This window comes from Pseudarthrobacter arbutini (genome assembly GCF_054510915.1).
On the sequence record NZ_JBTNDQ010000017.1, the window covers coordinates 1 to 25793 of the forward strand.

24 protein-coding genes and 4 pseudogenes are annotated in these 25793 nt (G+C 63.2%); 14 read left to right on the plus strand and 14 right to left on the minus strand.

Translation table 11 applies throughout. From position 1 onward, the window contains the following. From ACX80V_RS17815 to ACX80V_RS17825, 3 genes and pseudogenes are all read left to right on the plus strand, one after another. Positions 1–2343, plus strand: a 2343-nt coding sequence (locus ACX80V_RS17815; RefSeq protein ID WP_485844261.1) for a beta strand repeat-containing protein, incomplete at its 5' end; no start/stop codon positions are given. 38 nt (positions 2344–2381) lie between these two features. Next, a pseudogene (locus ACX80V_RS17820) lies at positions 2382–2603 on the plus strand (alkaline phosphatase D family protein); the annotation flags it as partial. Next, a complete protein-coding gene (locus tag ACX80V_RS17825; RefSeq protein WP_485844353.1) occupies positions 2497–3012 on the plus strand; it encodes an alkaline phosphatase D family protein in 516 nt (171 codons plus the stop codon). The pseudogene ACX80V_RS17820 and the gene ACX80V_RS17825, both read left to right, overlap by 107 nt. Position 3013: 1 nt before the next feature. On the opposite strand, the gene ACX80V_RS17830 is transcribed toward ACX80V_RS17825, so the two are convergent. Beyond that, complete coding sequence (locus ACX80V_RS17830; RefSeq protein ID WP_485844262.1) at positions 3014–3340, minus strand: type II toxin-antitoxin system PemK/MazF family toxin; 327 nt, start codon at positions 3338–3340, stop codon at positions 3014–3016. Then, positions 3337–3519, minus strand: a pseudogene (locus tag ACX80V_RS17835) (antitoxin MazE-like protein); the annotation flags it as partial. The pseudogene ACX80V_RS17835 and the gene ACX80V_RS17830, both read right to left, overlap by 4 nt. 206 nt (positions 3520–3725) lie before the next feature. Here ACX80V_RS17835 and ACX80V_RS17840 point away from each other — a divergent pair. Both ACX80V_RS17840 and ACX80V_RS17845 read left to right on the plus strand, forming a co-directional pair. Next, complete coding sequence (locus ACX80V_RS17840; RefSeq protein WP_485844263.1) at positions 3726–4439, plus strand: hypothetical protein; 714 nt, start codon at positions 3726–3728, stop codon at positions 4437–4439. Positions 4440–4441: 2 nt separating this feature from the next. Continuing rightward, entirely contained in the window at positions 4442–5017 is a 576-nt protein-coding gene (locus ACX80V_RS17845; RefSeq protein WP_485844264.1) for a hypothetical protein, read from the plus strand. A 144-nt stretch (positions 5018–5161) separates the two neighbouring features. On the opposite strand, the gene ACX80V_RS17850 is transcribed toward ACX80V_RS17845, so the two are convergent. Beyond that, a complete protein-coding gene (locus ACX80V_RS17850; protein WP_485844265.1) occupies positions 5162–5503 on the minus strand; it encodes a S8 family serine peptidase in 342 nt (113 codons plus the stop codon). A 43-nt stretch (positions 5504–5546) separates the two neighbouring features. Beyond that, positions 5547–6467, minus strand: a complete 921-nt coding sequence (locus ACX80V_RS17855) for a helix-turn-helix domain-containing protein (RefSeq protein WP_485844266.1) — start codon at positions 6465–6467, stop codon at positions 5547–5549. A 298-nt stretch (positions 6468–6765) separates the two neighbouring features. Between ACX80V_RS17855 and ACX80V_RS17860 the strand changes: the two genes are divergently transcribed. The 5 genes from ACX80V_RS17860 to ACX80V_RS17880 all read left to right on the plus strand — a co-directional run bounded on the left by ACX80V_RS17860 (position 6766) and on the right by ACX80V_RS17880 (position 10793). Then, on the plus strand, positions 6766–7521 hold the full coding sequence (locus tag ACX80V_RS17860; RefSeq protein ID WP_485844267.1) for a prolipoprotein diacylglyceryl transferase: 756 nt from the start codon (positions 6766–6768) through the stop codon (positions 7519–7521). After that, positions 7518–7850, plus strand: a complete 333-nt coding sequence (locus ACX80V_RS17865) for a hypothetical protein (RefSeq protein ID WP_485844268.1) — start codon at positions 7518–7520, stop codon at positions 7848–7850. The genes ACX80V_RS17860 and ACX80V_RS17865 overlap by 4 nt, the downstream gene beginning before the upstream one ends. A 1-nt stretch (position 7851) precedes the next feature. Continuing rightward, positions 7852–9456 (plus strand): radical SAM protein, encoded by a 1605-nt coding sequence (locus tag ACX80V_RS17870; RefSeq protein ID WP_485844269.1) that lies wholly within the window; start codon positions 7852–7854, stop codon positions 9454–9456. Positions 9457–9476: 20 nt separating this feature from the next. Next, positions 9477–9851 carry a hypothetical protein gene (locus ACX80V_RS17875; RefSeq protein ID WP_485844270.1) on the plus strand — a complete coding sequence of 125 codons (375 nt, stop codon included), beginning with the start codon at positions 9477–9479 and terminating at the stop codon, positions 9849–9851. A gap of 237 nt (positions 9852–10088) precedes the next feature. Further along, positions 10089–10793 carry a hypothetical protein gene (locus tag ACX80V_RS17880; RefSeq protein WP_485844271.1) on the plus strand — a complete coding sequence of 235 codons (705 nt, stop codon included), beginning with the start codon at positions 10089–10091 and terminating at the stop codon, positions 10791–10793. A 40-nt stretch (positions 10794–10833) separates the two neighbouring features. Here ACX80V_RS17880 and ACX80V_RS17885 read toward each other — a convergent pair whose 3' ends face one another. Then, positions 10834–11238 carry a hypothetical protein gene (locus ACX80V_RS17885; RefSeq protein WP_485844272.1) on the minus strand — a complete coding sequence of 135 codons (405 nt, stop codon included), beginning with the start codon at positions 11236–11238 and terminating at the stop codon, positions 10834–10836. An 804-nt stretch (positions 11239–12042) separates the two neighbouring features. On the opposite strand from ACX80V_RS17885, the gene ACX80V_RS17890 reads away from it, so the two are divergent. Next, positions 12043–12936, plus strand: coding sequence for a hypothetical protein (locus ACX80V_RS17890; protein ID WP_485844273.1), 894 nt, complete (start codon positions 12043–12045; stop codon positions 12934–12936). Between the two features lie 113 nt (positions 12937–13049). Here ACX80V_RS17890 and ACX80V_RS17895 read toward each other — a convergent pair whose 3' ends face one another. Both ACX80V_RS17895 and ACX80V_RS17900 read right to left on the minus strand, forming a co-directional pair. Beyond that, entirely contained in the window at positions 13050–14105 is a 1056-nt protein-coding gene (locus ACX80V_RS17895) for a 2,3-butanediol dehydrogenase (protein WP_485844274.1), read from the minus strand. A gap of 30 nt (positions 14106–14135) precedes the next feature. Then, a pseudogene (locus ACX80V_RS17900) lies at positions 14136–15925 on the minus strand (NAD(P)/FAD-dependent oxidoreductase). Between the two features lie 88 nt (positions 15926–16013). Between ACX80V_RS17900 and ACX80V_RS17905 the strand changes: the two are divergent. Together ACX80V_RS17905 and ACX80V_RS17910 are read left to right on the plus strand one after the other, a co-directional pair. Beyond that, complete coding sequence (locus tag ACX80V_RS17905; protein WP_485844275.1) at positions 16014–16334, plus strand: hypothetical protein; 321 nt, start codon at positions 16014–16016, stop codon at positions 16332–16334. A gap of 3 nt (positions 16335–16337) precedes the next feature. Beyond that, positions 16338–17312 (plus strand): GAF domain-containing protein, encoded by a 975-nt coding sequence (locus ACX80V_RS17910; protein WP_485844276.1) that lies wholly within the window; start codon positions 16338–16340, stop codon positions 17310–17312. A 112-nt stretch (positions 17313–17424) separates the two neighbouring features. Here the strand turns inward: ACX80V_RS17910 and ACX80V_RS17915 are convergent. From ACX80V_RS17915 to ACX80V_RS17935, 5 genes and pseudogenes are all read right to left on the minus strand, one after another. Further along, positions 17425–17660, minus strand: a pseudogene (locus ACX80V_RS17915) (VOC family protein). A 22-nt stretch (positions 17661–17682) separates the two neighbouring features. Further along, the gene (locus ACX80V_RS17920; RefSeq protein WP_485844277.1) at positions 17683–18132 is read right to left on the minus strand and encodes a nucleoside deaminase; all 450 of its coding nucleotides are present in this window, start codon (positions 18130–18132) and stop codon (positions 17683–17685) included. A gap of 134 nt (positions 18133–18266) precedes the next feature. Next, complete coding sequence (locus tag ACX80V_RS17925) at positions 18267–20561, minus strand: DUF262 domain-containing protein (protein WP_485844278.1); 2295 nt, start codon at positions 20559–20561, stop codon at positions 18267–18269. 21 nt (positions 20562–20582) lie between these two features. Next, positions 20583–22301: a DUF262 domain-containing protein gene (locus ACX80V_RS17930; RefSeq protein ID WP_485844279.1), complete on the minus strand. Its 1719-nt coding sequence runs from the start codon at positions 22299–22301 to the stop codon at positions 20583–20585. A 92-nt stretch (positions 22302–22393) separates the two neighbouring features. Then, on the minus strand, positions 22394–22531 hold the full coding sequence (locus ACX80V_RS17935; RefSeq protein ID WP_485844280.1) for a hypothetical protein: 138 nt from the start codon (positions 22529–22531) through the stop codon (positions 22394–22396). A gap of 35 nt (positions 22532–22566) precedes the next feature. Between ACX80V_RS17935 and ACX80V_RS17940 the strand changes: the two genes are divergently transcribed. Beyond that, positions 22567–22953 (plus strand): GAF domain-containing protein, encoded by a 387-nt coding sequence (locus ACX80V_RS17940; RefSeq protein ID WP_485844281.1) that lies wholly within the window; start codon positions 22567–22569, stop codon positions 22951–22953. A 70-nt stretch (positions 22954–23023) separates the two neighbouring features. Here ACX80V_RS17940 and ACX80V_RS17945 read toward each other — a convergent pair whose 3' ends face one another. Both ACX80V_RS17945 and ACX80V_RS17950 read right to left on the minus strand, forming a co-directional pair. Next, entirely contained in the window at positions 23024–23650 is a 627-nt protein-coding gene (locus ACX80V_RS17945; protein WP_485844282.1) for a hypothetical protein, read from the minus strand. Positions 23651–23866: 216 nt separating this feature from the next. After that, on the minus strand, positions 23867–25702 hold the full coding sequence (locus tag ACX80V_RS17950) for a hypothetical protein (protein ID WP_485844283.1): 1836 nt from the start codon (positions 25700–25702) through the stop codon (positions 23867–23869). Between the last annotated feature and the right edge of the window lie 91 nt (positions 25703–25793).

The window sequence follows — 25793 nt, forward strand, 5'->3', positions numbered from 1 at the left end:
GGCTCAAGTTCAACCACCTCGACCATCACGGTCAGCCCGGCACCACCGCCCGTTGCGCCCACATTGGACGCACCCTCCGTCGTCAACATTGCCAACGTCGATGCCGTGCCCGTCTCCGGCACCGCCAGGGCCAGGCCCGCGGGCACCGTGAGTGTCACAGCGTCCGACAGCGCGGGCAATGCCGTGAGCGGAACGGCCACGGCCAGCTCGACCGGAGCCTGGTCCCTTCCGACACTCAACCTGACGAGCCTCAACGACGGCACCGTGACCCTGACCGCAACCGCAACCGATACGGCGGGCAACGTCAGCCCGGCGACGACGGCAACGGTCCCCAAGGACACCGTGCCCCCCGCCGCGCCCACGCTGGACGCACCCTCCGTCGTCAACATTGCCAACGTCGATGCCGTGCCCGTCTCCGGCACCGCCGGGGACGCGGGCACCGTGAGTGTCACAGCGTCCGACAGCGCGGGCCATGCCGTGAGCGGAACGGCCACGGCCAGCTCGACCGGAGCCTGGTCCCTTCCGACACTCAACCTGACGAGCCTCAACGACGGCACCGTGACCCTGACCGCAACCGCAACCGATACGGCGGGCAACGTCAGCCCGGCGACGACGGCAACGGTCCCCAAGGACACCGTGCCCCCCGCCGCGCCCACGCTGGACGCACCCTCCGTCGTCAACGTGGCCAACGTCGATGCAGTGCCCGTCTCCGGCACCGCCATGGCCGCGGACACCGTGAGTGTCACAGCGTCCGACAGCGCGGGCCATACCGTGAGCGGAACGGCCACGGCCAGCTCGACGGGAGCCTGGTCCCTTCCGACACTCAACCTCTCGAGCCTCAACGACGGCACCGTGACCCTGACCGCAACCGCAACCGCAACCGATACGGCGGGCAACGTCAGCCCGGCGACGACGGCAACCGTCCCCAAGGACACCGCGCCCCCCGCCGCGCCGACACTGACGGCGCCCGCCACAGTCACCGCCGCGACCGTCACGTCCGTGACGGTCAGCGGCGGCGCCGAGGCCGGCACGACCGTCACGCTCAACGTCACGGACGCCAATGCCGTTCACACCGTCACAGCGACCGCGACCGCGGACGGAATCGGGTATTGGTCCATAACGCCACTGAACCTGACGAGCCTGAGCGACGGCCAGCTCACATACACCGCAACCGCGACCGATACGGCGGGCAACGTCAGCCCGGCGACGACGGCAACCGTCCCCAAGGACACCGCGCCCCCCGCCGCGCCGACACTGACGGCCCCCGCCACAGTCACCGCCGCGACCGTCACGTCCGTGACGGTCAGCGGCAGCGCCGAGGCCGACGCGACCGTCACGCTCAACATCACGGACCCCGACGCCGTTCAAACCGTCACAGCGACCGCGACCGCGGACGGAACCGGGTACTGGTCCATAACGCCACTGAACCTGACGAGCCTGAGCGACGGCCAGCTCACATACACCGCAACCGCGACCGACACGGCCGGCAACATCAGCGCGTCCGCAGCGCAGACCGGAACGAAGAAGACGACCGCAACGGCACCGCAGTTCACGGGCGTGCCGTCCCAGATCACGGGCGACACGGTGACCGCCGTGCCATTCGCGGGGACCTCCGATCCGGGGGCAGCCGTGGCGCTCACGGCCACCGATTCGGGGAATCAAAGCCTAACGGCCACGGCAACCGCGAACGGCTCGGGAAACTGGTCCGCGACGATGAACCTAAGCACCCTCAACTCGGGCATGGTCACGTTCTCGGCCCAAGCCACCGACACTTACGGCAACATCAGCACGGTGACGACGGCGACCAGCCGCATCGGCCCGAGGGTCGTGTCCGTCACGCTCCAGAACGGCGGAACCGCCGGCAAAGCGGACACCAACGACAAGGTCGTGGTCGCGTTCAACGAGCCGATGAGCCCGAGCTCGTTCTGCAACACCTGGACGAGCACCACGGGGCCGTGGACCCAGAGTAGCAACAGCGTCAGCGTGCTGATCAGCCGCAACACCTCCGCCCCCAACGACACTCTGACCCTCTCGACGGGTTGCACGACCAACAACTTCGGCACCGTCAACCTCGGCGCCCACTACACCACCAGCACCGGCGGAAACCTCACCTTCAAGGGCACCAGCACCCTCCCACGGTCCTCCGTCTCGCTGAGTGCGGACGGCAAGACCCTCACGATCACCCTCGGAGCCCTCAAGAGCGGCACCCGGGCCACCGGCGTCCCCGCCGGCACCCCCACCTACCAGGGGACAACGAGCGGGCAATTGGGCATCGCGACGGACACGAGCGGAGTCCCGCTCGGACGCAATCCCTCCGGCTCCGGGACGGCGTCGCGCTTCTGATCCTCGAATCGCGCGGTTCGATGGTGCGGATGCACATGATGGATACCCGGCAGTACCGGGACGAGCAGCTCGCCGGGGACGGCTGGAAGAAGAACGTGGCGGAACGTCTCGCCGAGGACCGCAACCAGGCGCCCGGAGATCGACGACGTCTCCATGGACGGGTGGGACGGCTACGCCGCGTCCCGCCGCCGCATCAGCCAGGCTGGGTGGACGCGAACGTCCGTAACGCCGTGGTCCTCACCGGCGACGTGCACCGCAACTGGGCCAACGACATCAAGGTGGACTACAAGGACCCCGCCTCCCCCCGTGGTCGGCTCAGAACTGGTGTGCACGTCCATCACTCCCACCGGCAACGGCTCGGGCTCCACCAAGGACCCGACCATGGCCTGGAACCCGCACCTGAAGTTCTACAACGACAACCGCGGCTACGTGAACACCCGCATTACGAAAGAGGCGATGACCGCGGACTTCCGGGTGCTGGACTACGTCACGACGCCGGGGTCCCCCGTCAGCACGAAAGCCTCCTTCGCGATCCAGGGCGGGGTGCCTGGGTCTGGTGGGTGGTTGAGCTGTCGGGTTGGACGAAGTATTCGGCCGAATCGAGGAGTGCCGTCATGGCGTCGTCCCCGCCGAGACCTAGCCATTGAACCTACAACACCAGGTGTGTGAGTCAGCGTCCCAGACCAAGAAAGACGGCCAACGACTGCTCGACTGCGACCATGGTCTTGGCATCCACTCGCCCCATTCGCTGGCCAACGTTGGCGCGACGCACCGTGGTCAGCTTGTCCACCATGATCTGACTTACGCGCTCCAGGCCAGTGAGTTGGCCGGGTTCAACCGTCAGCCTCAGCAGTGGGGCGTCCGTCAGTTGCGATGTTAAGGGCAGGAGGGTGATCGACTTTGACGCCGCAAACAGGTCATCCTGGATGATCAGTGCTGGCCCTGGTTTTTGCGCATATGTTCCGCCTGAGACCGTCCACAGCTCGCCTCGATTCACTCCGGCCAGTCTTCCGAAATTTGCTCAACGAAATCCTGGTCGTCACCGGCGCGGTCTGCGGCGGCAACTGCCATGGCTTGCCGGCGCGCTTCACGCTTGAATTCCTCCGTGCGTGCGTCCGGCACCCACATTTGAATCTGTCGGAAGCCACGCTCGCGCATGGCGAGCCTGTGGCGTGCAACGCGATCCCGTCCGCTCTAATCAAAAGTACAACGGCCCTGACGACAGTCGCGGCTGCGTCCTTGAGCCCGTCGAAACCCGGCGGTTGGGCTGTCAATCCCCTGCCGGAGACAACGGCAGCCTCGAGCTTTAGAATGACTATTCACAAGTAGGCGCGCGCATCAAGCTCCTGCTCCGTGATTGATCATGAATGGGATGGCTACTCATGAGCAACAGCGCATCTGAGTCCGGTCGCGACCCACGACCTGTCCCGCCGCGGATGCCTGCCAACCCGCCCAGGATCGGAGCAGCGGAGGGATCTCCAACGCCCGCAAATGAACCCCTGGCCAGCCCCTCCGTTCAGTTGGCCGGCAGGGACGACGCGGTTGCGGTACCGCTCGACAACTATGGCGAGTTCATCGGCCGGTTGAAATCAGCGGCCGCCAAGCTCACTCCCCGTCGGGATGCCCTGAGCGCGGCCCTGGACGCCGCCGGACTCCTCTTAGACCAGAACAACGCAGGCGTCGAGTTTTGGGGTCAGCGACGCACTCGAGTCCGTCAGCTCCTCAACCTCCAAGCCGCAAAGCAGCAGGCCCGGACCTACCGGAGCCTCAGCGAACTCCATGAGGTTGCCCTGAAGATGGAGCAGATGTTCAGCAATCGCGCGCAGCGGCTCCAGCAGGTGTGCAGCGGGATCCGGGCGCGCCGGGACCACATCAACGCGGCGCTTGTTGAACTGGACAAGAGCACGGTCAAATTAGCGTCATCGAGAAGGATCGCCCAGGAGCGGGAGAATCTCAGCAAAATCGCCGCGGACCTGTCGGTCTCCGCCGACAATCTCAGCTTCGGCGTCCCCGACCCCGGCCTTCGTGACAGCCTCCGTGAGGCCCGGGAGGCCATTATTCTTGCCGAGGCCCTGCTGGAGGTGAAAGGGAACTGATCATGAAGAACCCACAAACTAAGCACCGGGTCGTCTGCAGTTTCACTGACAAGGAGTGGACTGGGAGGCCAGACGATGGAGCGGGTGCTTTATTCGGCAAGTTATCGGTTGTGGGACTCGCCCTGTGCTTCCTCCTGATGCTCCTGATTCCTGGCCTGAGGGACGTGTCCGCCGTGGTGTTGTTCGTGGCTATGTTTGCAACCACTTTCACGGCACTGAGCATCCTCGCAAGGAGTTCTCGAGAGCGGGCATTTCTCCAGGGGGTGACCGCGTCTGTGAACGAAGTACTCCACGAACTCTCCGTCGACAGCGCTGCCCAACTCGGGGCTGACGATTTGCGCTTGCTGCTCGTCACTGGCAAAACCAGGCCGCTGTCTGTGAACGGGGTAGCTGGTCTGGAGCTCAAAGTCATTCGGAATACTTCACCGAAGCCCTCGAAGCATGCAAAACCCATCATGAAACCGATCACCACCACATACGTCGTTCTGGCAGCCACGCCGCCCGATTACGGAGTGGAAAGCTTCGACCGTCTGCTCGAGGCAGTCACCGCAGACCCTGGCGCTTCCCCTCGGAGCTGAGCCTCACCCAACCCTGCATCACGTCATATGAGCATTACTGGCCTCGACAGGCGAACGCCTTTGACATGATCCATGATGCGGCCGGCCCGGGTGAGCCGGCCCTAGCGCTTCCGCAAGACGCGGTACGCGACCCCCGAACAATGACTACCGGACGGCCTTGTCAGCGTTCACGCGGCCATATTTCCAGTACGTTCCGGTGCCAGAAATAGCATCCGCCGTCAATTCGACCTTGTCCCGGACCACCGCACTGGTAGCGCCAGTGTTCCTGCTCCACACAAGGGCGGCAGTGGCAGCGACGATCCGTGAGGACATCGAGGTGCCGTTGCCGACGTCGTAACCCCGTGACCGGTTGTACTGGCCCTCAAGGACGAACTTGTGGTTGGGGAACGTCGAGTAGACGTTGACTCCGGGTGCTGCGATGTCCACCCAGCTGGTGCCGTAGGTGGAGAACGATGCTTTGGCGTCAAAGTTGTCGGTAGCGGCCACGGCGATGACGTTGGGGTATGCGCACGGGTAGATCTTGGTCTGGTTACCGCCGTTGCCTGCCGGCCACGTGGGTGCCGTGGCCGTAGTTGTCGTCCCCGGTTTCCCCGTTGGTGAAGTTGGCCCGCGCAACAACTTTCGTGTTGATGTCGGGGTTGTCGTTTGCCACGCCTGAGTCGAGCACGGCAACTTTGATGCCAGTCCCCGGCGTGGTGCTCCACGCTTCCACGGCGTCCACATCGGCGTCCGGCTTCCACGCGGCGATGGTCAGCGTGCCGGCGGTGTTCGTGAAGGACTGGCCAACATTGTGCAGTGCGTACTGGCGCTGGAAATACTGGTCATCCGTAGCAGGAGTAACCACCTCGTCCGGCTCGGCGTACTCAACGGCGGGGTTCCGGCTGAGCGCCTCGATGAGCTTCAGTTCCTTGCCCTCGGGAACCCTGATCAGGTGGGCGCCGGTGCTGCCGATTCCGGGGCCCTCAGTGAGACCGTGCCCGCGCAGCACACCCTCGGCCGCACCGGTGTCGCGGAACTTGACCAGGATCTGCCCCGTAATCTGGGACGGCTCCGCTGCGGCGGCGCCCGGGGCCGCCAGGGTGGTATTTTCTTCTATCGTCAGGCGGAACCTGAGCTGTGGTTGTGTCCGAAGGGGGCCACCGTCCCGGCGCACATCGGCCGGGCTGACGCCATGCACCGCCCGGAAGGCCCGGTTGAATGCTTCGGTGGAGCCATAGCCGAAGCGCACTGCAGTCCCCAAAAGGTCGCGGCCACCTATGACATCGGCCGCGGCGACGGTCATGCGGCGCCGCCGGATGTACTCGGACAACGGCATGCCAGCCAGTGACGAGAACATCCGGCGGACGTGATACTCCGTCGTGCCGAGGCCGCTTGTCAGGCCAGCGACATCGATCTCCTCAGTGAGGTGCTCCTCGACGTAACCGAGGACTTGGTTCAGAACTGCGATCACGGTTTCCCCTTCCGCATCAAGCCTCGCTCTTCGGCTCAACCTCTCACCCAACTATTGCGGTTCGATCCGATCGCGCTCCGCTTCGCCGCGGAGAACAGCCACGACAACCGTCACGACGGCGCCTCCCAGGAGAGTGGATTGCCAAACCGCCATCGTTAGATGGGCCGGTGAACTCATGACGCTGAGTGTTCAGCATGGATCAGGTGTCAGTCGCGCGGCGGCTATGTACTTCCTAGGTCCCGCGAACGTCCAGATCATGGACCGGAGGGGCAGGAATTGTCACTGCTACACTCTGCTCATGATCGGGCTTCCCTTCGCGGGAGACGGGCTGGTGCACGCCGGCCTGTTAGGGCTGGGAATCCTCGCAGCCTTGCTGTTCTACGCCTATGAAAAGCGCCGGCGCGGCCTGTCCGACCCACGGTTGTGGCCCATTGCCGGTTTCGCTGTCGCCTTCGGGGCGATCGGTTCAAGGGTCCTCACGTGGGATGTTTCCCGGCAGGTCTCCTTGGCGGACTGGTGGGGCAACGGCGACCGCAGCATCCTCGCGGGCCTTGTGGGCGCGTGGTTCGGCGTTCATTTGGGTAAACGGCTGACAGGTTACCGCGAGTCCACCGGGGATTTGCTTGCGCCCGCGGTCGCCTTGGCGCTGGTCATCGGGCGGGTGGGCTGTCTTCTCACGGAACTGCCCGGCACCCCGACTGGCGGTGCGTGGGGGATATCGCTCACGCACGGGCAGGCTGCGATGTTGGGCGGACTTCCCGGTGTAGGGCTCCATCCGTCCTTTGCCTATGAAATCGTGTTCCATGTTGCAGCATTCGCGCTCATGTGGCGTTATCGGGACCGCCTGCCTGGTCCTGGCGACCTCTTCATCTGCTACGTGACTTCCTACGCCTTGTTCCGGTTCGGAGTCGAGTTCGTCCGCGGCAACGAGGTGCTCTGGCTGGGGATGAGCCGGCCCCAATGGTTCCTCCTCATGATTCTCCCCCTGCTGTCCTGGCGGATGCTGCGGGTTTTCGGGAAACCACTCCGCCCGAAGTTGGAAAGAGTGGCATGAGCAAGGACACCCCACTGCCCCAAAAAGAAGAGGAGGAGCCCCCTGAACCAGCGCTCGGCCCCATGGGGTTCGGAATCCTGTTGGGGACTACTGCCCTTTATGCCCTCTATCTCGGGGTACCGATAGTTTTCGGTGGACCGTACAACATGCGTTTACTGACCGGGCCGTCCGCCTTCGTTCCCATCGCCGGCTATCTGGCGATAGCGATTATATTGGCGGTCTGGCCGCCCACATCCCGGTGGGGTGCGGGGCTGCTGATTGGTCTGGGGATCTTCACCCTGCTCGGCGGCGGGGTCTGCGTCGGAGCCCTCGCACAGATGGGAGGCTGAGATGAACCCGTCGCCGTTCTCTTCCCGGCAGGCGCTGCCCGGCCCCGGCCAGCCGCTGCGCGGGGACCGGATCCACCAGTACGTCACAGCGTTCTGTCCCCGCTGCCACGAGACGAACCCGCCGCTCGCGCAGGTGCGGCGCCTCTCCGGCGTACTGCTGGTCCGTGATGACCGCGTCTGGCTTGAACGCGGCTGCCCCGACCACGGCCTCGTCAGCACGTTATACGACGAGTCACCGGAAATTCTGCGTTACCTGGAGAAGTGGCAGGCGCCGACCAAGCAACACATCCCGGATCAGGCCGGCAACTACCGCCAGATACCGGAGGCCTACGCCTACGGGCTGCCCGCCATGCAGACCCAGCACACGTGCATCCTCCTGCAGGACATCATCGAGCACTGCAACCTGCGCTGCCCCACCTGCTTCACCGCCTCCGGCCCCCAGCTGCAGGGAGTGGCGCCGCTCAGCGAGGTACTCGAGAATATCGACACCCGGCTTGCCCGCGAAAACGGACGGCTGGACGTACTGATGCTCTCCGGCGGCGAGCCGACACTTTATCCCCAGCTCGCCGAACTCCTGGATGAACTCGTTGCTCGGCCGATCGTCCGGATCATGGTGAACAGCAACGGCATGCTCATGGCCACCGACGACGAACTGCTCGCACTGCTCGCCAGTCACCGGGACCGCGTAGAGGTGTACCTCCAATACGACGGCCCGTCCAAAGAAGCATCCATCCACCACCGAGGCGGAGACCTGACCCGGTTCAAAGACATGGCCATCGCGCGCCTGTCCGAGGCAGGTGTTTTCACCACCCTGACGATGACAGCGACACTCGGCGTCAACGACGGTGAGGTAGGCGCCGTCGTCATGAGGGCTTTGGAAACCCCGTTCGTGGGTGGGGTTGCGCTTCAGCCGGTGTTCGGTTCCGGACGCGGCCACGGCATCGACCCCACGGACAGGCTCACCCACACAGGCGTGCTGGAACGGCTCGCCGAGCAAACCGGAGGGGTGGTCTCATGGCACGACCTGACAGCACTCCCGTGCTCACATCCGCACTGCGCGTCCGTGGGCTACATGCTGAAGGACGACTCAGGGGTCTGGCGTTCGCTGACAGCCCTCATCGGGCACGATCAGCTGCTCGCCTGGCTGGAACTCAATCCTGACAGCATCGCCAACCGCATCGCCGACAGCGCCATCCCGCTCGAGCTGCGAAGCCTCATGAAGTCATCCCTGCTGGACCTGCTGAGCGAGCAGTCATCGCTGTCCCACCCGCGGACAATGGACCTTTGGAAGAACATCTGCACCCAGTGCGACCTCGGCATCGGCACGCTCACCACGCTGGCTGCCGGCAAGCTTCCAGGGCAGCAACAGCGGCTGCGCAGGCTGCTCGCCGAACGGATCACGCGCATCATGGTCAAACCCTTCATGGACATCTCCACCATGATCGAGGAACGGCTCACACAATGCTGCGTCCACGTGGGCACAAAGAGCGACGCCGGCGATCACCAGTGCGCTCCGTTCTGTGCTGTCCAGGCGTGGCCAGCCCTGGCCAGGCAACGAATAAGCACAGCAACAGGCCGGGAGCTTCTCCCAGTCCGCCAGGTCTGAGTCAGCGATAGGGAGGAATGATGAGTTCCGCTTCTGACGCCCGTCGCATCGCAGCCGGGCCATTGCCGTCGCAGCTGGTGCACTCCAAGCACGCAGGCCGGCACGGACACAGTCCTGACCCTGAAACGGATCCGCAGTCCCCTCCGGCCTTCGATCCGCTGCGGCTCTGCATCTTCGCGACCGTTGCCCTGCTCGGCTGGGCAGCCGGTCCGGTGGCACTGGCCGTGTTCGCTGCAGTCGGATTCGCAGGCTATTGGAAAGCGCGACGGAGGGGCCTGACGAAGTCGAAGTGCTACCTCCGCGATACGAGGCTGGTCTTGGCGTACCTGGGCATCCTGTTAGCGGCTGGGTTGTGGGGGATGTACTCGCTGGCAGCCCAACTGTTCGGCTTCTAAACCAGCAGCAGTGTGTTCGCCTCCCGGGCGGCACCCGACAGTGTCTCAGTTTTGTTTTATGGTTTCGAGGGCGACGCGGCCGCGGGCGACTTTTTGAGGATTGAGTCTGCGATCGCAGTCCAGAGCCTGGATGGAGGACTTCGCGTCCATGCACAGCACGATCGCGTTCTCCGGAGGGCCTCTGCGATCGGCTCCCGTGGACACCTCGTCAGGCGGAACCTACAATGAGCCATGCCCATGACCGGCCGAGCTGTCTCTGTTGTGGTACTACTCGCCGTCGAGGCAGTACTGGCACTGCTGGCTGTGCTGGTCCACAGCGGTTTCATGGCGGTGTACGGCCGTGTTGCCGATACCGCGTTCGAAGGACTCACCTGGGGGTTGACGGCAGGTCCTTCCGGAATGGCGCTCGGTCTGGTCGCGGTGGTTGCCGTGGTCGGTTTGGTCCTCTCGCCACGACTGTGGATGCGACTGACGGCCGTGGCCATCCCAGTCCTGATGCTGCTCGTGATGCTCGCTGTCACCCCCTTGGCCCTTGGGCAGAAGATCGGCAAGTACGACTCCTCTCCTCAGTGCGTGATCGAGGGTACGGATGAGCCCATGGCCAGTGCAGACCGCGAGTCCCAGCGGGCGTTCGATTCCATCGAACACATTGGCCTTTACAGCGGTGGCGGCATAAGTGGTGTGGGCGGCTGTGCCCGCTGGTTTGTGCTCTCGGGAGACGTCGATGTGTTGCAGCACTATCGTGCAGCGCTGCCAGCGGCGGGCTGGGAAGTGGTCGAGGATGACGGGCGCCACCTGCGGGCCCAGCGTGACGGCCTGGCGTTCCAGGTGATGCCCTGCCCTGGCGGCGGTGCCGTCTGGGCCGGAAACGAGGGCGACCCCGCATATGGACAAGGAACGGCTGTACAGTCGGGTACTGACATTTGTGCACACCACTTCTGAAAACGAACAGGGTGGCGCGAAGGCCGAAGGGTGCGACCGGCTACCGCCCCATCCGACCTGCCAGCCCAAGCAGTGCCATGGCAACGGACAGCGCAAGCCCTGAAGATATCAGCGGGGTGGTCTCCCGGTCCGGGTGCCGGAACGACTCCCGCGTGATCCGCTCCCACGAGATGCCCAGGATGTAGAGGGCGCCCAGCAAGCCGACCGCCCGCCTGACCCACGGCCGCGGCCTGGCGATCAGCAGGGCGGTCCCTGCAGCATGGACCGCCAGCGTGTGCCACGGCGCTGACAGCCCGCTGCCCATGCCCCACATGTCGCGCGCCACGTCTTCGGGCTTGCCCCGGCCAATGGGCGCGTCGTAAGGGATCCCGTCCCGGATGGCTTTCCGCGCTCCGATGAGCTGGAGGATAAGCTCCATCAGCGAGACTGAGGCCAGGACTTTCATGATCGATCCTTCCAGGGACACGGCCGGGACGAAGAGCGTACCGCCGCCGGCAGGAACCGGGCAATGGTTTCCCGCTGACGACGTCGGTACGCACCCAGGTGCGCGCCGCCGTCGTCCTCTCCGTTCCAGTCAGAACACCGACGCCGTACTCATCCGTGGTGTCCGGACCAGAACGCCAGCGGACGACGGCGGGCGCGTGCCCCCCGTCGTCCGCCCACTTTCCCGAAGGGTTGTTGCGCCCATGGCCAGACGGGGGTTCAGGAGTGACAGCATTCGTCGTGCCCCTCCGGTCGCCGAGGCCCCCGCGCCGGTAGCTGGCAGCCTCCCCAAATACGATGCCCTCCGTGCAGAACTCATTGCAGCACTGGAAGCGAAGATGCCGGACATCAGCTGGACCGTGGACAGGCCAGCCACCCTGGCCACGCTCCAGAACGGCAGATGCATGCACTACCTGCAGACCATGCAGAGCAGCGCCGACGTGGTGGAGCCATCCAACCGAGAAGTCCCTGCTGCTGGCGGACAGCAGCAAGTTCGAGCACCACGCGAAATACCGCGTCCTCGCCCTGGAGGAGCTTGACGTCATCATCAGCGACGCCCGCCTCGACGAGACCGCTGCCCGGAAGATTCGGGGGCTGGGCATTGAGGTTGTGCGGGCGATTCTGAAGCCTGACTGACTCCAAAGTTAAAGGTTCAACCTTATATGGCTATTGATCCCAAAACACTAGATACCAATCATGCTTGTCATATTGAGGTTGCGTCTTGTCGTAACACATAAAAAGCTTTTGCGTCTGTCATATTTGAGCCATGACTACACCAGAGTTCCCTGGGGCGGGCTCACAGCAGACTTCGCCCATCCACCCACCTGTCGCGCAGTCGGCTTACGAGGCGTCAACGCAGACCCTCCCGCCGCAGCCGACGAAGGCAAAGAAGCCTTTGAACGTCGTCGGCCTCATCGCCCTCATCACAGCAGTGCTCGGCTTCATCTTCGCTTGTATGCCCGGCGCCCTCATCGTTGGCTGGATACTGCTGCCGATCGCATTCGTTCTGGCTCTCGTCTCCCTGTTCCAAAGGGACAAGCCCAAGGGGATGGGCATCACTGCCTTGATCCTGTCTATCGTTGGAACAATTGTCGGGGTCGTCGTGTTCTTTGCCGTCGTCGGGTCGTCCATCGACAACGCTCTCGGCAGCGGCGACACCAAAGTCGTAGCACCGTCCGGCGATGCAGGTGCCACTAACGGTGCGGCAGCGGAAGCTCCCGCTGCCAAGACCGGGACCCGCGAGACCCCACACCCGCTCGGCTCGGTCATTGAATCTAAGGACTGGCGCGTTGTGGTCAACTCGGTCTCCCTCGCCGCCACGGACGCTGTTATCGCTGCCAACCAATTCAATGAACCGCCTACCGCGGGTTCGGAGTACATCCTCGTGAACTACTCCACTACCTACATCGGCGATGACCCTAACGGGCAGATGCCTGCCTTCGTGTCACTCGAATACGTGACAGCAGACGGCAGGACCGTGAACAGTTTCGCCAAGTCCGTCATTGAACCGGAGCCCATCGACACCACAAGCACGCTCTACAAGAACGCCACAGCAACAGGCAATGAGGCTTTCGAAGTGCCGTCGGCGACGGCTGGCCAAGGCGTTCTCGCCGTCAGGCCGGGCATGCTCGGTGACAAGGTATTCGTAGCAGTCAAATAACACTCAGGGAAAGTCCGCGAAGCCCCCGGCAGATATGCCGGGGGCTTCGCTGTGCCGTGCGCCGGAGCCGTGGCGGTGCAACTCCTCCGCATTACCTCAACCACACAGCACCCCTACGGATGCACCAGCACCTTCACCGCCGTCTCCTTGTGGTTGATCAGAGTGTCGAAGCCCTGCTCAACCAGGTTCTCCAGCGCGATCCTGCCGGTGATGAACGGCTTGCGGTCCACCTTGCCCTCCTGCACCAGTTTGATGGCCGCAGCATGGTCCCGGACGTAGGCGATGGTGCCGCGCAGGTCGATCTCCTTCAGCACCAGCTTCTGCATGTCCACCGTGGCCGGCGCGCCCCAGATGGACACATTGACCACCACGCCCGCCGGCCGGACGGCGTCGAGCATGGTGTCCAGCACTGCGTTCACGCCCGCGCATTCGAAGGCGACGTCCGCCCCGGTACCGCCGGTGAGTTCCAGTACCCGCGCCGGGACATCCTCCATGCTGGGGTCCAGCACATGGTCCGCCACGCCGCTGGAAACCGCCTTCTCCTTACGGGCCAGCGTCAGCTCGCTGACGATCGTGGTCACCCCCATGCCTTTGAGGACGGCCGCGGTGAGCAGCCCGATCGGACCCGAGCCGCCCACCAAGGCCACGTCGCCCGCCTTCACGCCGCTGCGCGCCACCGCATGGTGCGTCACGGACAGCGGCTCGATCAGGGCCGCCTCATCCAGCGGGATGTCCCCGATGGGATGTACCCACCGGGCGTCCACCACGATCTTCTCGCTCAGGCCTCCCCCGCCGCCGGAGAGCCCGATGAACCCCATCTTGCGGCACAGGTGGTAGTTGCCCGCCTGGCAGGAATCGCATTCGTCGCAGACAAAGTAGGGTTCGACGACGACGTTGTCGCCCTTCGCGAGGCCCGTCACCCCTTCGCCGACTTCAGACACTGTCCCGGAGAACTCGTGCCCCAGAGTCACCGGAGCCTCCTCCCCCGAGAGCGGGTGGGCGTGACCCGGCGCGGGGACAAAGATGGGCCCTTCGAGGTACTCGTGCAGGTCGGTTCCGCAGATGCCGCACCAGGCGACGTCGATCTTGACGGCCCCGGCGCGGAGCTCCGGCTCCGGCACATCCTCGATCCGGATGTCCTTCCTGCCGTGAAAACGTGCTGCTTTCATGATGGTCCTCCCAATTGAAGCGGATAAGAATCAGCGTGTGTGATGGGTGGGCTGCAGTTCGTAAACCGGCGTCTCCAGTCCTTGCATCCGGGCCTTGAGCTGCAGGGCCAAGTAGGAGGAGTAGTGCCGGCTCTGGTGCAGGTTGCCGCCGTGGATCCAGAGGTTGGGCACGTTGGTGGGCTTCCACATGTTGCGCAGCTCCCCTTCCCAGGGGCCCGGGTCCTTCGGGGTGTCCGAGCCGTACCCCCAACATTTTCCTACTTTGTCAGCGATTTCGGGAGAGACCAGGTCCGCCAGCCAGCCGTTCATGGAGCCGTAGCCGGTGGCGTAGACAATCAGGTCGGCCTCCAGCTCGGTGCCATCACCAAGGACCACGGCGTTGCCAGTGATCTTCGAAACATCCCCCGAGCGAAGCTGCACCCGGCCGTCGATGATCAGCTGGGAGGCGCCGACGTCGATGTAGTAGCCGGAGCCGCGCCGCAGGTACTTCACGAACAGCCCGGACCCGTCCACGCCGAAGTCCAGGTCGAACCCGGTGGCCTCCAGCTGGGAGTAGAAATCAGCATCCCGGGCAGCCATCTCCTGATACACGGGAACCTGCGCCTCGGGCAGGATCCGCAGCGGCAGCGACGCGAACAGCAGGTCGGCCTTCTCCGTGGTCACCCCGTTCGCCAAAGCCTTCTCGGAGTACAAATCCCCCAGCGCCAAATCCATCAGCGACTCGCTCCGGGCGATGTGGGTGGAGGACCGCTGCACCATGGTGACGTGGGCGCCGTGCTCTCACAAGTCCGCACAGATATCGTGCGCGGAGTTGTTGGAGCCGATCACCACGGCCTTCTTACCGCTCCAGTCTCCGCCGCCCGGGTGCTGCGAGGAATGGCGCTGCTCCCCCAGGAAGGACCCCGCGCCGTCGAACGCTGGAATGTTCGGGTAGCCGGAGACACCCAGCGCGAACACGAGCTGCTTGGGCCGCAGGTCACCGGCGACCCGTCGCGGACTACGCTGACCACCCATTCCTGGGTGCCGTCGTCGTACTCGGCGCCCACGCACTCGGTGCCGCCCTAGTAGTTCAGCTCCATGATCCGGGTGTAGTGCTCCAGCCAGTCGCCGATCTTGTCCTTGGCGGCGAAGACGGGCCAGTCGTCCGGGAACTTCAGGTAAGGCATGTGGTCGTACCAGACGGGGTCGTGCAGGTGCAGGGACTTGTAGCGGTTCCGCCAGGAGTCGCCCGGCTTCTGGTTCTTCTCGATGACGAGGGTGGGGACGCCCAGGCGCCGCAGCCGTGCCGCGAGGCCGATGCCGCCCTGCCCGCCGCCGATGATGACCGTGTAGGGCTGCTCCTCGTAGCCGAGCCGGGCCTCGCGCTCCTCCTTCTGTTCCAGCCAGGAGCGCCGGCCCTTGATGATTTCGTGCGCCACGCTCTTCTCGCGGCGCGGGCCTTTCTTCTCCTCGAAGCCCTTCAGCTCCTGCATGGTGGTGAGCAGCGTCCAGCATTTGCCGTTCCGCAGCCGGAGGTGGCCGTAGCCGCGGGCGGCGCCGGTTTCGAAGGTGATCCAGGCTTCTGTGGTGCCGGCATCGCCCGTTGCGTCCTCGGCCAACGTCCAGTTGGCGGGCTGCACGTGGTCCAGCGTGGCCTCGAGCATCTGCCGGATGTCCGCCTTGCCTTCCAGCGTTTTCAGGTTCCAGGTGAACGCCACGAAGTCGCGCCAGTAGCTGTCGTCCTCGAAAAGCTCCAGCGCGGCGTCCACGTCGCGCCGCTGCAGGGCGGTATCCACTTCCGTCAGCCAGGCCTGCGCGGCTGCGGTGGGTGTTTCGGTCATGTCCACTCCTTTGTGTCTGATGGTCCGTGTGTCTGTTGGTCCCGGCGGCTCCGTCCGCGGGAATCCCCTGCGATATGCTGGGACGGGCGTGAGCTGCATCACTATTGGAACGCAGTGGGGGTTTCAACCGCGTTACACGGGCACTGCCGGCAAGGACGCCGCCGGTGAGGAGGACGCTGTTTTGGACTACGGCCTGAGGTTTTCGAACCCGGCGAAGTACTCGCGCGCCCTGCGCCGCGCCCACGAACTGGTCATCTCCGGCGTCCCGCGCCCGGAGATCCCTAGCAACCTGGCGGATTCGTGGCGCCGTTCCATGGCCCTGGGCATCAGCCCGGACCAGCACAGCCCGCGGCACCTGCACGACGTTTCCGACGTCCTGGAGCTCCGGCGGGAGCACCGGCTGCAGTAGGTCATGCCGGCGCTTCATGACCAACTGGCCGACGATTCCACTTCCGGCCGGCACCTGCTGGTGCCCACCGACGCCCGCGGCGAGATCCTGTGGCGGGTGGGCAGCCCGGAGGTACTCCGGCGGGCGGACCGGCTGGAGTTCTCCGAAGGGGCAGACTGGTCCGAGGCCGGGATCGGCATCAACGCCATCGGCGAAGCACTGGTCACCGGCCGGCCGGTGCAGCTGTTCTCCGCCGAGCACCTGGTCCGCACCCACCATGAGTGGGCCTGCACGGCGGCGCCCATCACGGACCCGGCCACGGGCCGGCTGCTGGGCGTGCTCGACGTCTCCGTACCGCTGGACACCCTCAGCGCGGACACCCTGCGCATGGTGGGCTGCGCGGTCAGGGTGGCGGAGGCTCTTTTGGGAACGCCCGACGGCGGGAGGCCAGCGGGTGCCCCAACGCCCGCCCGGCGGCAGGTGCAGCGCACCATTGAACGGCCGACGGCGGGGGTTGAGTCGCTCGAACTGCTCGGCGACCAGCCTGCCGCCGTCTTCCGGGACGGCACCCGGGTGCCGCTGACGCTGCGCCGCGCGGAGATCCTGGCACTGCTGGATTCACGCGTTCAGGGCTGGAGTGCCGAGGAGCTGGCCTATGAGCTGTATGGCGATGCGGGCACGCCGCAGGCCATCCGCACCGAGATGTTCCGGGTCCGCTCCATGCTGGGCGATGCCGTGGAGTCTAACCCCTACCGCTTTGCTGCAGGCCTGGCCGGACGTTCGGATTCGGGGCGGGTGCTGCTGCTGCTGCGCGAGGGGCGGGTGGCCGACGCGCTGGCCGCCTACCTCGCTCCCCTGCTCAGCCCCTCCGGGACTCTGGCGGTCCAGCTGCTCCGGGACCAACTTGGACTTCGCCGTCGGATCGGCCGTGCGAGCCAGCGCCAATGCTGGGCTTCTGGTCCGATGGCTCTCCACCAACACGGGCTCCGCGGATACTGAAGCAGTTGAGGAACTGGGACGGCTAGTGGGACGCAGGGATGCGCAGTATTTGGCGTTCCGGGCGGGCCTGAGCGACACGGGAAGGGACCTGTTGGGTTAGCCCGGCGTCGGATCAGGGGTCAAGCCGCTTGCGCAGGAGGCAGAACTCGTTGCCTTCAGGGTCAGCCAGGACGTGCCACTGCGTGCTGCCTGTTGCCCGAGGTCGGCCGGGCGGGCGCCAAGGGGAAGCAAGCGTTCCAGCTCCGCGTCCTGGTCCCGGTCGACATATCCGAGGACCCCGCTCCAGAACCCTGCGAGGAGTTCCGGATCGGAGCAGTTGAGGACCAGGTCGCTGATACGAGAGACCATGAACGCCAGTGTACGGCGAGGCCTACTCGGCGATGTCCTCTGCCCAGAGGTCCGGGTTGTCGAACTGAAATGTGCGCATCATGTCGACGGAACGCTGATCATCCAGGACCACCACCTCAACTCCGCGTGTCCGCAGGAGCTCCAGCTCTCCGTCGAAGGTGCGTGCTTCACCCACCACCACGCGGGGAATTTTGAACTGGACGATGGTTCCCGCGCACATGGCGCACGGGGCGAGGGTGGTGTAGAGCGTGGTGTCCTGGTAACTCTTCTGCCGGCCGGCGGCGCGGAGCGCCGACATTTCTCCGTGGGCAATCGGATCGGCGTTTTGGACCCGTTCGTTGTGCCCGCTGGCAATGACCACGCCGTCCCGGGCGAGCGCAGCCCCGATGGGGATGCCGCCCTCTGCCAGGCTCTTCTGGGCGGCGGTGCGGTCCAGTTCCGGCGCGGCGGATGCGTGCTGCTCGTGGGTCATGGCGCCATTGTCCCACGTACTGCTTCCAGGACCTTGTCGATCCGCCGCACTGAAGGATGGAGGGTCAACGGCGGTACTTGCCTCCCGGCGATGTCTACCGCAATTGGGCCAGCGTCAAAGGTAAGTGCGACAGTTCACAGCCCTTTACTGATGAGACCACGCATAAGGGCTGCTCCCACCTCGATTCGATCCTCTGTGTCAACTTGGCGGTCACCAACTGCAGTCTGGGCGACGGGAAGGATGCCATTGTCACTAATGCCGAACTCCAAGAGTGCTTCTTTGTAAACGGGCCCGTATTCGCCCTCCGCTGGCTCCGAGAGCCGGTATCCATCGGCGAAGCACTGAATTCCCGTGCCGCTTGCTGTGAGCGTCAAGAACCGTGGGTTCCATTCGTAGCCGATGAACCATGGATTCTCGACTTCTGTTGGCTCACCAAGGTGGCGCCAAATTGTGAGCAGGTAGGGATCGCGGTAGCGACTGTTCATCTGAGTCATTCTGCCTCGGAGATTGCAGAGAGAGTACCCAAGTTCCCCACCTTCAGCGAAATAGATCCCTGAACCTCCTGACCGCATGTCTGGATATTTCACCATGTAGTAACGCCAGTCAAATTCCATTGTCGCTTCACGCTGGACTAACCAGTCTCTCTGCATTTCTTTCAAAGTCTCGGCGAGGGGTGACGGACGGTAAGTGATGTTGTCAAGAAAATCAGCAAGCACTCGACTCGTTGGCGCAAGTCCTTTTCGTGTCGCCCCGGTGAGCAGTAGACGCCACGGGTCTCGGTATCCCCTGTCGGACGTCACGAATTGGAATGACCGCGAGTTCTGCGGGTCGCGGCCACGCGCCCGCTCATACTCACCAATGGTCAGCAACGCGCCTGCCGCGTCACTCCATAGATCGTCGGACCTGATTAGCTCGCGAAATGCTTCTGCGCGCTGTTCAAACTTCGCAGCGTCAAGCTCGAACGCGTTCAAAGATCCGCGCAGGAGTGGGTGATCCTCCAATTCGTCGAGCGCATCTTCGATCGCCGGGCTCGCTGCGCGAAACAATTGCTTGGCTCGCTCGTCATCGATCTGAGGCAAGCTGAAGCCGTTGCCTGGTTTGGGCAGCTCGCCAGCGAGGATAAGGCCTTTGGTGTCGGCGATCAGGCGAGGCATTCGCTCTGCACGCATCTCGACCGTTGATCCTTCGATGAGATTTCGAAGCACTCGCATGCGACGAGGAAAGTCCTCGGTGCCGTGGGTAATGTTAAGCAGCACCGCTAGGAGTATCAGCGTCTGACCAAAGGTGAATTGCCGACTGCCGCCACTTCTCAATCCGTAAGACTTGCAGCAGGAAGCAAAGAGGTTAACATCGGTACCGCGGAAAAAGAGTGGAACTTTGCGCTCAGACTCGTTCAGCTCGGAATTTCCCTCAAAGAGCTGATCGAAGGTCGCCGGAATGTCACGATCGACCCAGGCGTCGAATGCCGAGAATAGGAATTCGAGGTGCTCGGCACTGCTTGGGTTTGCGTCCCCGAAGATGCGTTCGGTCCTTTTTACGAGCGTCAACCCGGAGATCGACGGGAGGATGGGATCACTCCATTCGCATACCTCGGTGACGAACTCGACGTATCGGAGAAACTCGTCATCGACGAGATCGTCGTCGCCCCGGAAGTGCCAAAAGACGTCTACCCAGTCAACGTCCACCTTTTGCGCGAAATCTGACGCGCGCGGTGACGACTCGATGATCTTCTCAAAGTGAGCCTTGAAGTTCTCAAAGTCCGTGAGGGGTTTACCACGCGAGTTCATCTTGATGTAGAGGTCCTCGGCCGACCCCATGTCGGGCACGGGCAGAAGGTGGAACCACACGGCCGGTTCTGCGGTGTTGGCGAGGCGCTCCCAAGCGACGACGGCGTTCACTTCGGCAAACTGTCTGTGTATCGCATCCAGCATCACGAGCATGGCCTGGATCGTGGGGTCGTGACGCCAAACGAACAGGTACCAAGGCTGGTCGATGATCCACGCAGACAGCTTCTCGACGTCGGGTGGCGGTGTCGTAGCAACCAGACGTTCACAAAATCGTCGCGCACTCTGCCGCGTGGCGTAAGAGAAACGAGTCCACGGCTCAGTGCCATCAAGCACCCCGGCACGAGCGGCGATGTACCAGTGAAGGAGAAAAAGTGTCGTAAGTCGCTGCTGCCCGTCGAGTGGTTGGAGCGTTCCCTCGTCGATCTCACCGTAGATGAAGTCGAGGCTCACACGCTGCGGGTTCGGCCCAGCGAGAGCATCATGGAGTACGTCTAGGAACGTTTCGCGGATCTCATCCACTTTGACCCCGCGACGGCCTTGAGCGTAGTCACGCTGGATGAGCGGGATTTCGATTCTCTGAACCGGCTCTCCTGCCGCCGCGTCCGAACTAAATGCGCTGATGAATGATTCGATACGACTCACTGGTTCTCTTCCCTTCCTGGTTCAAACGACGCCGGCGGAATCGCCCAGCAGGTAGGGGCCGATTTCTCGCTCGATAGCTGTGAAATATGCCTCGCGATCCTGCAGGCTCCAGTAATGCACCTGCTGGGCGCGCTCACCGGTGTAGTACTTTAGGAACACGTTTCGCGTGCACACCGGAATGTAAGATCCCCCGCGGTCACGCTTGAGAACTTCAAGTCGTTTGACCTCGAACCAAGAGTTACTGAGTGCGCTGTTGTCACGGCTGTCGAGAAGCGCCAGGTTCGCGATCGAGTGGACATCGCTCTCCGCGGTGCCACCCCCATCCGGCAAAAAGTATGGGGCCAGCTCGAGTTCGAGTTCGAGGAACTTTTCTTCGGTGAGGTCCGGCAGCGCTTCGTCGATACGCTCCTCGAGGGCAAGCCGGACGGCCTGCTGTATGTTCGGCAAGCTCGATAGCGCATCACGGTGCAGTCGCAACCATTCGAGCCACTGCTGGACGGTTCGGAGCTCTTCTGCGTTCTGCGCGTGAATGTGTTCCAGCGACCATTGACCGGTCGCATGCGCGCGGAAGGAGTATCGCTCAGTGGAGTTCGTGAGCTTCCGGACGGTTTCTACGTTCATAAGGAGCAGCGCAGCTGAGAGCCGCTGCCGCTCATACGGCGACTCATAGGACAGCTCGCGGAGCGTCTCCCCGGATAGCCGCAGGCGACTCCGTATCTGGATATTCAGCTTGGCGTCGAATTCTGACTTCTTGGCGCCCTGGGCAAGAAGAAGGATGTCCACGAACCGACTTTCGGTCGCCACGAGGTAACCGATCTTGTGGAACAAGTTTCGATCCTCAAACCAGCCGAGAACAAGTGAGTGGAGATCCACCACTCTGTTCCAGAACTCGTCTGCATCGTCCACAATCTGTTGGCGCAATGTTTCGAACGTGTGGAATGGCGGTCGTTCGTGTCCCCTCGGACCGCCTGCGAGAGTGTCAAGCAGGAGGCTGATGTGGGTTGCCTCCGGCTGTGGGTTTCCAGTGAGGAAGGCCCACAGCTCAGGGGTTCGCAGATCGCGTTCGATGACGTCCCACTCGGCGGCCATAGCTTGGGCACGATCTGTTCGGGCTACTAGATCCTGGCTGCGGGACAGCACGAGAGCTTTTACCAATTCGGCATCCGTTAGGGGGATCTTGCCCACGTTGAGACGGGTAAAAAGGTCCGTCGAGCTTACGTAGTCGGGCGCTTCATACCAGATCACCTTTACCCGTTCGGAGAGGGCTTTGTAGAGATTGATCGCAGCAAGTGTCTTACCGGGCCCCTGCCCCTCGAACCACTCCTCGATACACTTCCAGGCCTCGAAGATGTGGAAGAAGTCGATGTTCTTCGTCGCCCCATCGGCACTTGGAGCTCGAAGAAATTCGGCGCTGCGGGGGCGAGTGTCGTATTCGAGCGTATAGAGCGCTTCAGCGGATGGCAGGGCAGTTTGCTTGATGAATTGGAGTATGAGGAAGAGGGTTGTGAGTCGCTGCTGGCCGTCAACCAGCTCCCACCGATCCTCGCCCAGTCGCTTGACCACGATCGGCTGGAGGTAATATGTTGCACCCTCGCTCGCCTGAATGTCCTCGAGCAAACGTTGAACTTCCGGTCGGCCCCAGCGGTAACCACGCTGATAGCCGGGAACTACGAAGTCCCCTGAAATCGAGCCGACTACGCGGCCCTCGAATGCCCCAGTGTGGGCCGACGTCTGTGCCATGCCCCCATACTATGGGCGACGCCGGTCACGACACGCGTCTGACGTGCCAAAAGTCCGCTGACCGACTATTCAGCGCTCAAAGTCTCCTCGGATTATTCGGTGCCCAGCACAGCCCGCGGCACCTGCACGACGCCGCCGACGTCCTGGAACTTCGGCGGGAGCACCGGCTGCAGCAGGTCATGCCGGCGCTTCATGACCTGCTGGCCGACGATTCCAGTTCCGGCCGGCACCTGCTGGTGCTCACCGACGCCCGCGGCGAAATCCTGTGGCGGGTGGGCAGCCCGGACGTGCTGCGGCAGGCGGATGGGCTGGAGTTCTCCGAAGGGCGGGCTGGTCCGAGACCGGCTTCGGCATCAACGCCATCGGCGAGGCGCTGGTCACCGGCCGGCCGGTGCAGCTGTTCTCCGCCGAGCACCTGGTCCGCCCCCACCAGGAGTGGGCCTGCATGGCGGCGCCCATCACGGACCCGGCCACGGGCCGGTTGCTGGGCGTGCTCGACGTCTCCGGACCGCTCAACACCCTCAGCGCGGACACCCTGCGCATGGTGCGCTGCGCGGTCCGGGTGGCGGAAACGCTGCTGGGAACGCCCGACGGTGGCGAGGCGGTGGGGTTCCCAATCCAGCCGGTTCACCGGGTTCCTCCGTCGAAGTAGTTACCACTCAGGACATAGCAGCCATTGTCACTCTCCGGCTCATGCGGCGAGGAGGGGGCGATGCGGGCTTCTACCCTGCGAACTCAAAGTCGATGGTGATTTGGGAATCGACGCTTGCGATGATTCCGGAGTAGAACGCCTTGGCCTGCTCCTTCAGTGCTGCTTCGTTTTGGGTGATGTACTGCTGCTTGTTGTCGTCGCTCAGAATGTTATTCATCATTCGAGTTTGAACGGCTGGCGGTGTCATCCAGCTGAGCGCATTGTTGCTCTCGAGCGCGTCCTCGAACTCGGGATCGTCAAAGCCGATGCCAATGAATTGAGGGACAGTCAGCCGAAACGACTCGGGGCCGGTGCGTTCGATCTTCACCCGTGACCCATCGATGCCTAATTTTGCGTCGAACTTGTACTGGATCAGCGTGGTCTTCTCGCTCGCGGGTACGGCCACGCCGAAAATCTCTCCATTGCTTTCATTCCTGGCGACACCTTCGATGTGAAGGCTGAGCAAGGCGACCTCTTGCACGCGCGTGACAGCCTGAACCACCTGCGAATCGCGTTCGTTCGAGCTGCTGCTGAACAGCGAACCGAGAGCGAGAGCGTTGAGTCCACCGGATGCGAATGCGGTGCCCGTTCCCGCGACAACCAGCACGATGAGCAGCAGGAAAGGCCACAGTAGAACCCGTGCTTTGAAAAAGCTCATGACGATTCAGTCTCCAGTTTTCGTTCGACGTCGAAACGCCCTCGGAATTCAGCGGTGCGGAACGGCCACAATCAGATCGTCGCGTCAAGTCCCCTCGAAACCATATACGCAAGTAGGAACTGGCCGATTATGGCGCGCCCTACCGATCCCGCAATTTGCAGCTGCGAGCCGATGCACCGACCGCAAAGAAGTCGATGTCCACCAAGACTCAACTCGCTAGCGCATTACGCCTTGTTGACTCTCCTCAACCTCCAGAATGCTCTCTGCGGGATCTTCGATCAGGTCCGGTTCCAAGCCGTTCTCGGACAAATACTTCATTGCCCTTTCGATGGTCTCAAGCTTCTTCTTAAGCTCTTTCAGACCTTGGGCAGAATCGTCGGAGAACTCATCCAGTCGTTCGTATTCCCGGCGGAACGCAATCTCGTTCGCAGACAGAATGCGCCACAATGTGTAGTCGAGTTCAAGGTTCTGGCGTTTCCGCAGGATCGCTGCAGCCAAACGGCGCTGGATCACTGCTTCGACGGTTTCGGCTGTGGTGCCCGGGCTGGCGAGGCTAAACGCAATGCCTCCACCACCGGCACCAACAAGCGTTCCGGCGGTCAGGAGCCCACCGATCATTCCGCCCGGGCCAAATCCAGCTAGGGCACTCGTGATAACTGCCGCGCCCACCACCCCTGGCGCGGCAGCGAGGGCAAGACCGCCGGTCGCCACTACCAGGGCGACGGCACCAGCACCCAGCGCGCCCCATTTTTTCCAGTTGACCATGAGTGCCCCACTGAGTACGTCTTGGGCTAACTTTGCAGCTTCAAAGACGTGGGTACCGTACTGAGTCCCTAGTCCCATCTCCGCGGTGAGTTCCTGCATGGCGCCGAGCCACCTATCGCGGTCGACATTGAGTTCAAATGGTCGGATGACATTTTCGGACGCAAGAACGGTCAGGAGGGTTACTGCGTCTTCCTTAGTCAGGTGGCGGCTCGGCAGTGGTTCAGGCACAATGGCGTCCGGGTCGGATGGGTCGAAGACCAACCTTGCAATTTGCGACGGCAGCGGCCTTCCCGCCTCCCTGTTCCGTTGGCGGATCTCGTTCACGGCAGTAGCCTGCACCTGTCGCAAGGCGCCGGCAAACCGGGCTGCCTGCTCGCCTTCAAGCCGTGACTTCAGCAAATAGGCATAGCGCAAAGCCACCAACGCCGTGACTTCAGATGCGTCCAGTTGAATGTCCACACCGTGATCCACGCTGACGATTTCGGTGGATCTCGATCCGAAGAGCGCAAACCCTACGGCTTCGGCGACGGCATCATGGGAGAGGTATGCCTCCGCATTGTGGACGTGGTGGTTGAATCCGGTGCCAATCCGGAAGTCCAGCATCCAGTTGTACACCGAAGACAGGCCCCTGTGGGCCGCTACTGGATCCAACACGTTCCAGAAGTTGGCCCACCAGTTCAAGTTAGCAGGAGGCTCCTGCATACTCTCGCGTAGTTTGTCGACGTCGAAGCTGCCGCTGGCGAGTGGACTGCCGATGGTGACCATGCCAACCACCTCAAGCCCTGCTGGCAACCGCTGAAGAAGGTCCGCTGCGATCACGGACCCCAAGCTGTGGCCGACAATCACGATCTGGCCGGATGCGGGTACCGTATTCAGGATCAGTTGGAGAACCTGTGCCCGGACATCAGGGTTGCCGAGATACTTTCGTACCTGCCCGAAGCCCGGAAGGCGGGCCGACCCGTTGACCACGAATTCAGCGCCGCCCCAACCATTGCCTTGTTGGTGTCGTCCCAGCCGGAATTCGAGTGCGGCCGTGCGTCGCTCAAAATCCCGGCGATTCTGCCGGACTTTATCCCTGGCCGGCTGCTTGACCGTTACTCGGGGAAGCGAAAAGGATTCATCGCTGCCCCTAAGTGCATGAGCGTACCGGGGTGCAATTACGCGTTCGGGGTCTACGCCTGGATATCCCAGTCGGGACAACGCTGCGCTGAGTCCGGTCAGCCAAGCGCCGTCCCTATTTCCGTCGCCGACGCCGTGCAGAAAGAGCAGGAAGGGTTCTTGGGACATTGGAGCTCCGATCGAATGTTGGTGCGCGATTGTAGGGGTGCTGCGGACCAGCGGCGGCAGGGATTATGTCTATGCGTTTTGGACAACGGAG

Excerpts from the sequence above, each read along its gene's own strand:
- ACX80V_RS17825 (WP_485844353.1), top strand. The coding sequence starts at position 2,497 with ATGGACGGGTGGGACGGCTACGCCGCGTCCCGCCGCCGCATCAGCCAG.
- ACX80V_RS17840 (WP_485844263.1), top strand. The coding sequence starts at position 3,726 with ATGAGCAACAGCGCATCTGAGTCCGGTCGCGACCCACGACCTGTCCCG.
- ACX80V_RS17845 (WP_485844264.1), top strand. The coding sequence starts at position 4,442 with ATGAAGAACCCACAAACTAAGCACCGGGTCGTCTGCAGTTTCACTGAC.
- ACX80V_RS17860 (WP_485844267.1), top strand. The coding sequence starts at position 6,766 with ATGATCGGGCTTCCCTTCGCGGGAGACGGGCTGGTGCACGCCGGCCTG.
- ACX80V_RS17865 (WP_485844268.1), top strand. The coding sequence starts at position 7,518 with ATGAGCAAGGACACCCCACTGCCCCAAAAAGAAGAGGAGGAGCCCCCT.
- ACX80V_RS17870 (WP_485844269.1), top strand. The coding sequence starts at position 7,852 with ATGAACCCGTCGCCGTTCTCTTCCCGGCAGGCGCTGCCCGGCCCCGGC.
- ACX80V_RS17875 (WP_485844270.1), top strand. The coding sequence starts at position 9,477 with ATGAGTTCCGCTTCTGACGCCCGTCGCATCGCAGCCGGGCCATTGCCG.
- ACX80V_RS17880 (WP_485844271.1), top strand. The coding sequence starts at position 10,089 with ATGACCGGCCGAGCTGTCTCTGTTGTGGTACTACTCGCCGTCGAGGCA.
- ACX80V_RS17885 (WP_485844272.1), bottom strand. The coding sequence starts at position 11,238 with ATGAAAGTCCTGGCCTCAGTCTCGCTGATGGAGCTTATCCTCCAGCTC.
- ACX80V_RS17890 (WP_485844273.1), top strand. The coding sequence starts at position 12,043 with ATGACTACACCAGAGTTCCCTGGGGCGGGCTCACAGCAGACTTCGCCC.
- ACX80V_RS17895 (WP_485844274.1), bottom strand. The coding sequence starts at position 14,105 with ATGAAAGCAGCACGTTTTCACGGCAGGAAGGACATCCGGATCGAGGAT.
- ACX80V_RS17910 (WP_485844276.1), top strand. The coding sequence starts at position 16,338 with ATGCCGGCGCTTCATGACCAACTGGCCGACGATTCCACTTCCGGCCGG.
- ACX80V_RS17920 (WP_485844277.1), bottom strand. The coding sequence starts at position 18,132 with ATGACCCACGAGCAGCACGCATCCGCCGCGCCGGAACTGGACCGCACC.
- ACX80V_RS17930 (WP_485844279.1), bottom strand. The coding sequence starts at position 22,301 with ATGGCACAGACGTCGGCCCACACTGGGGCATTCGAGGGCCGCGTAGTC.
- ACX80V_RS17945 (WP_485844282.1), bottom strand. The coding sequence starts at position 23,650 with ATGAGCTTTTTCAAAGCACGGGTTCTACTGTGGCCTTTCCTGCTGCTC.
- ACX80V_RS17950 (WP_485844283.1), bottom strand. The coding sequence starts at position 25,702 with ATGTCCCAAGAACCCTTCCTGCTCTTTCTGCACGGCGTCGGCGACGGA.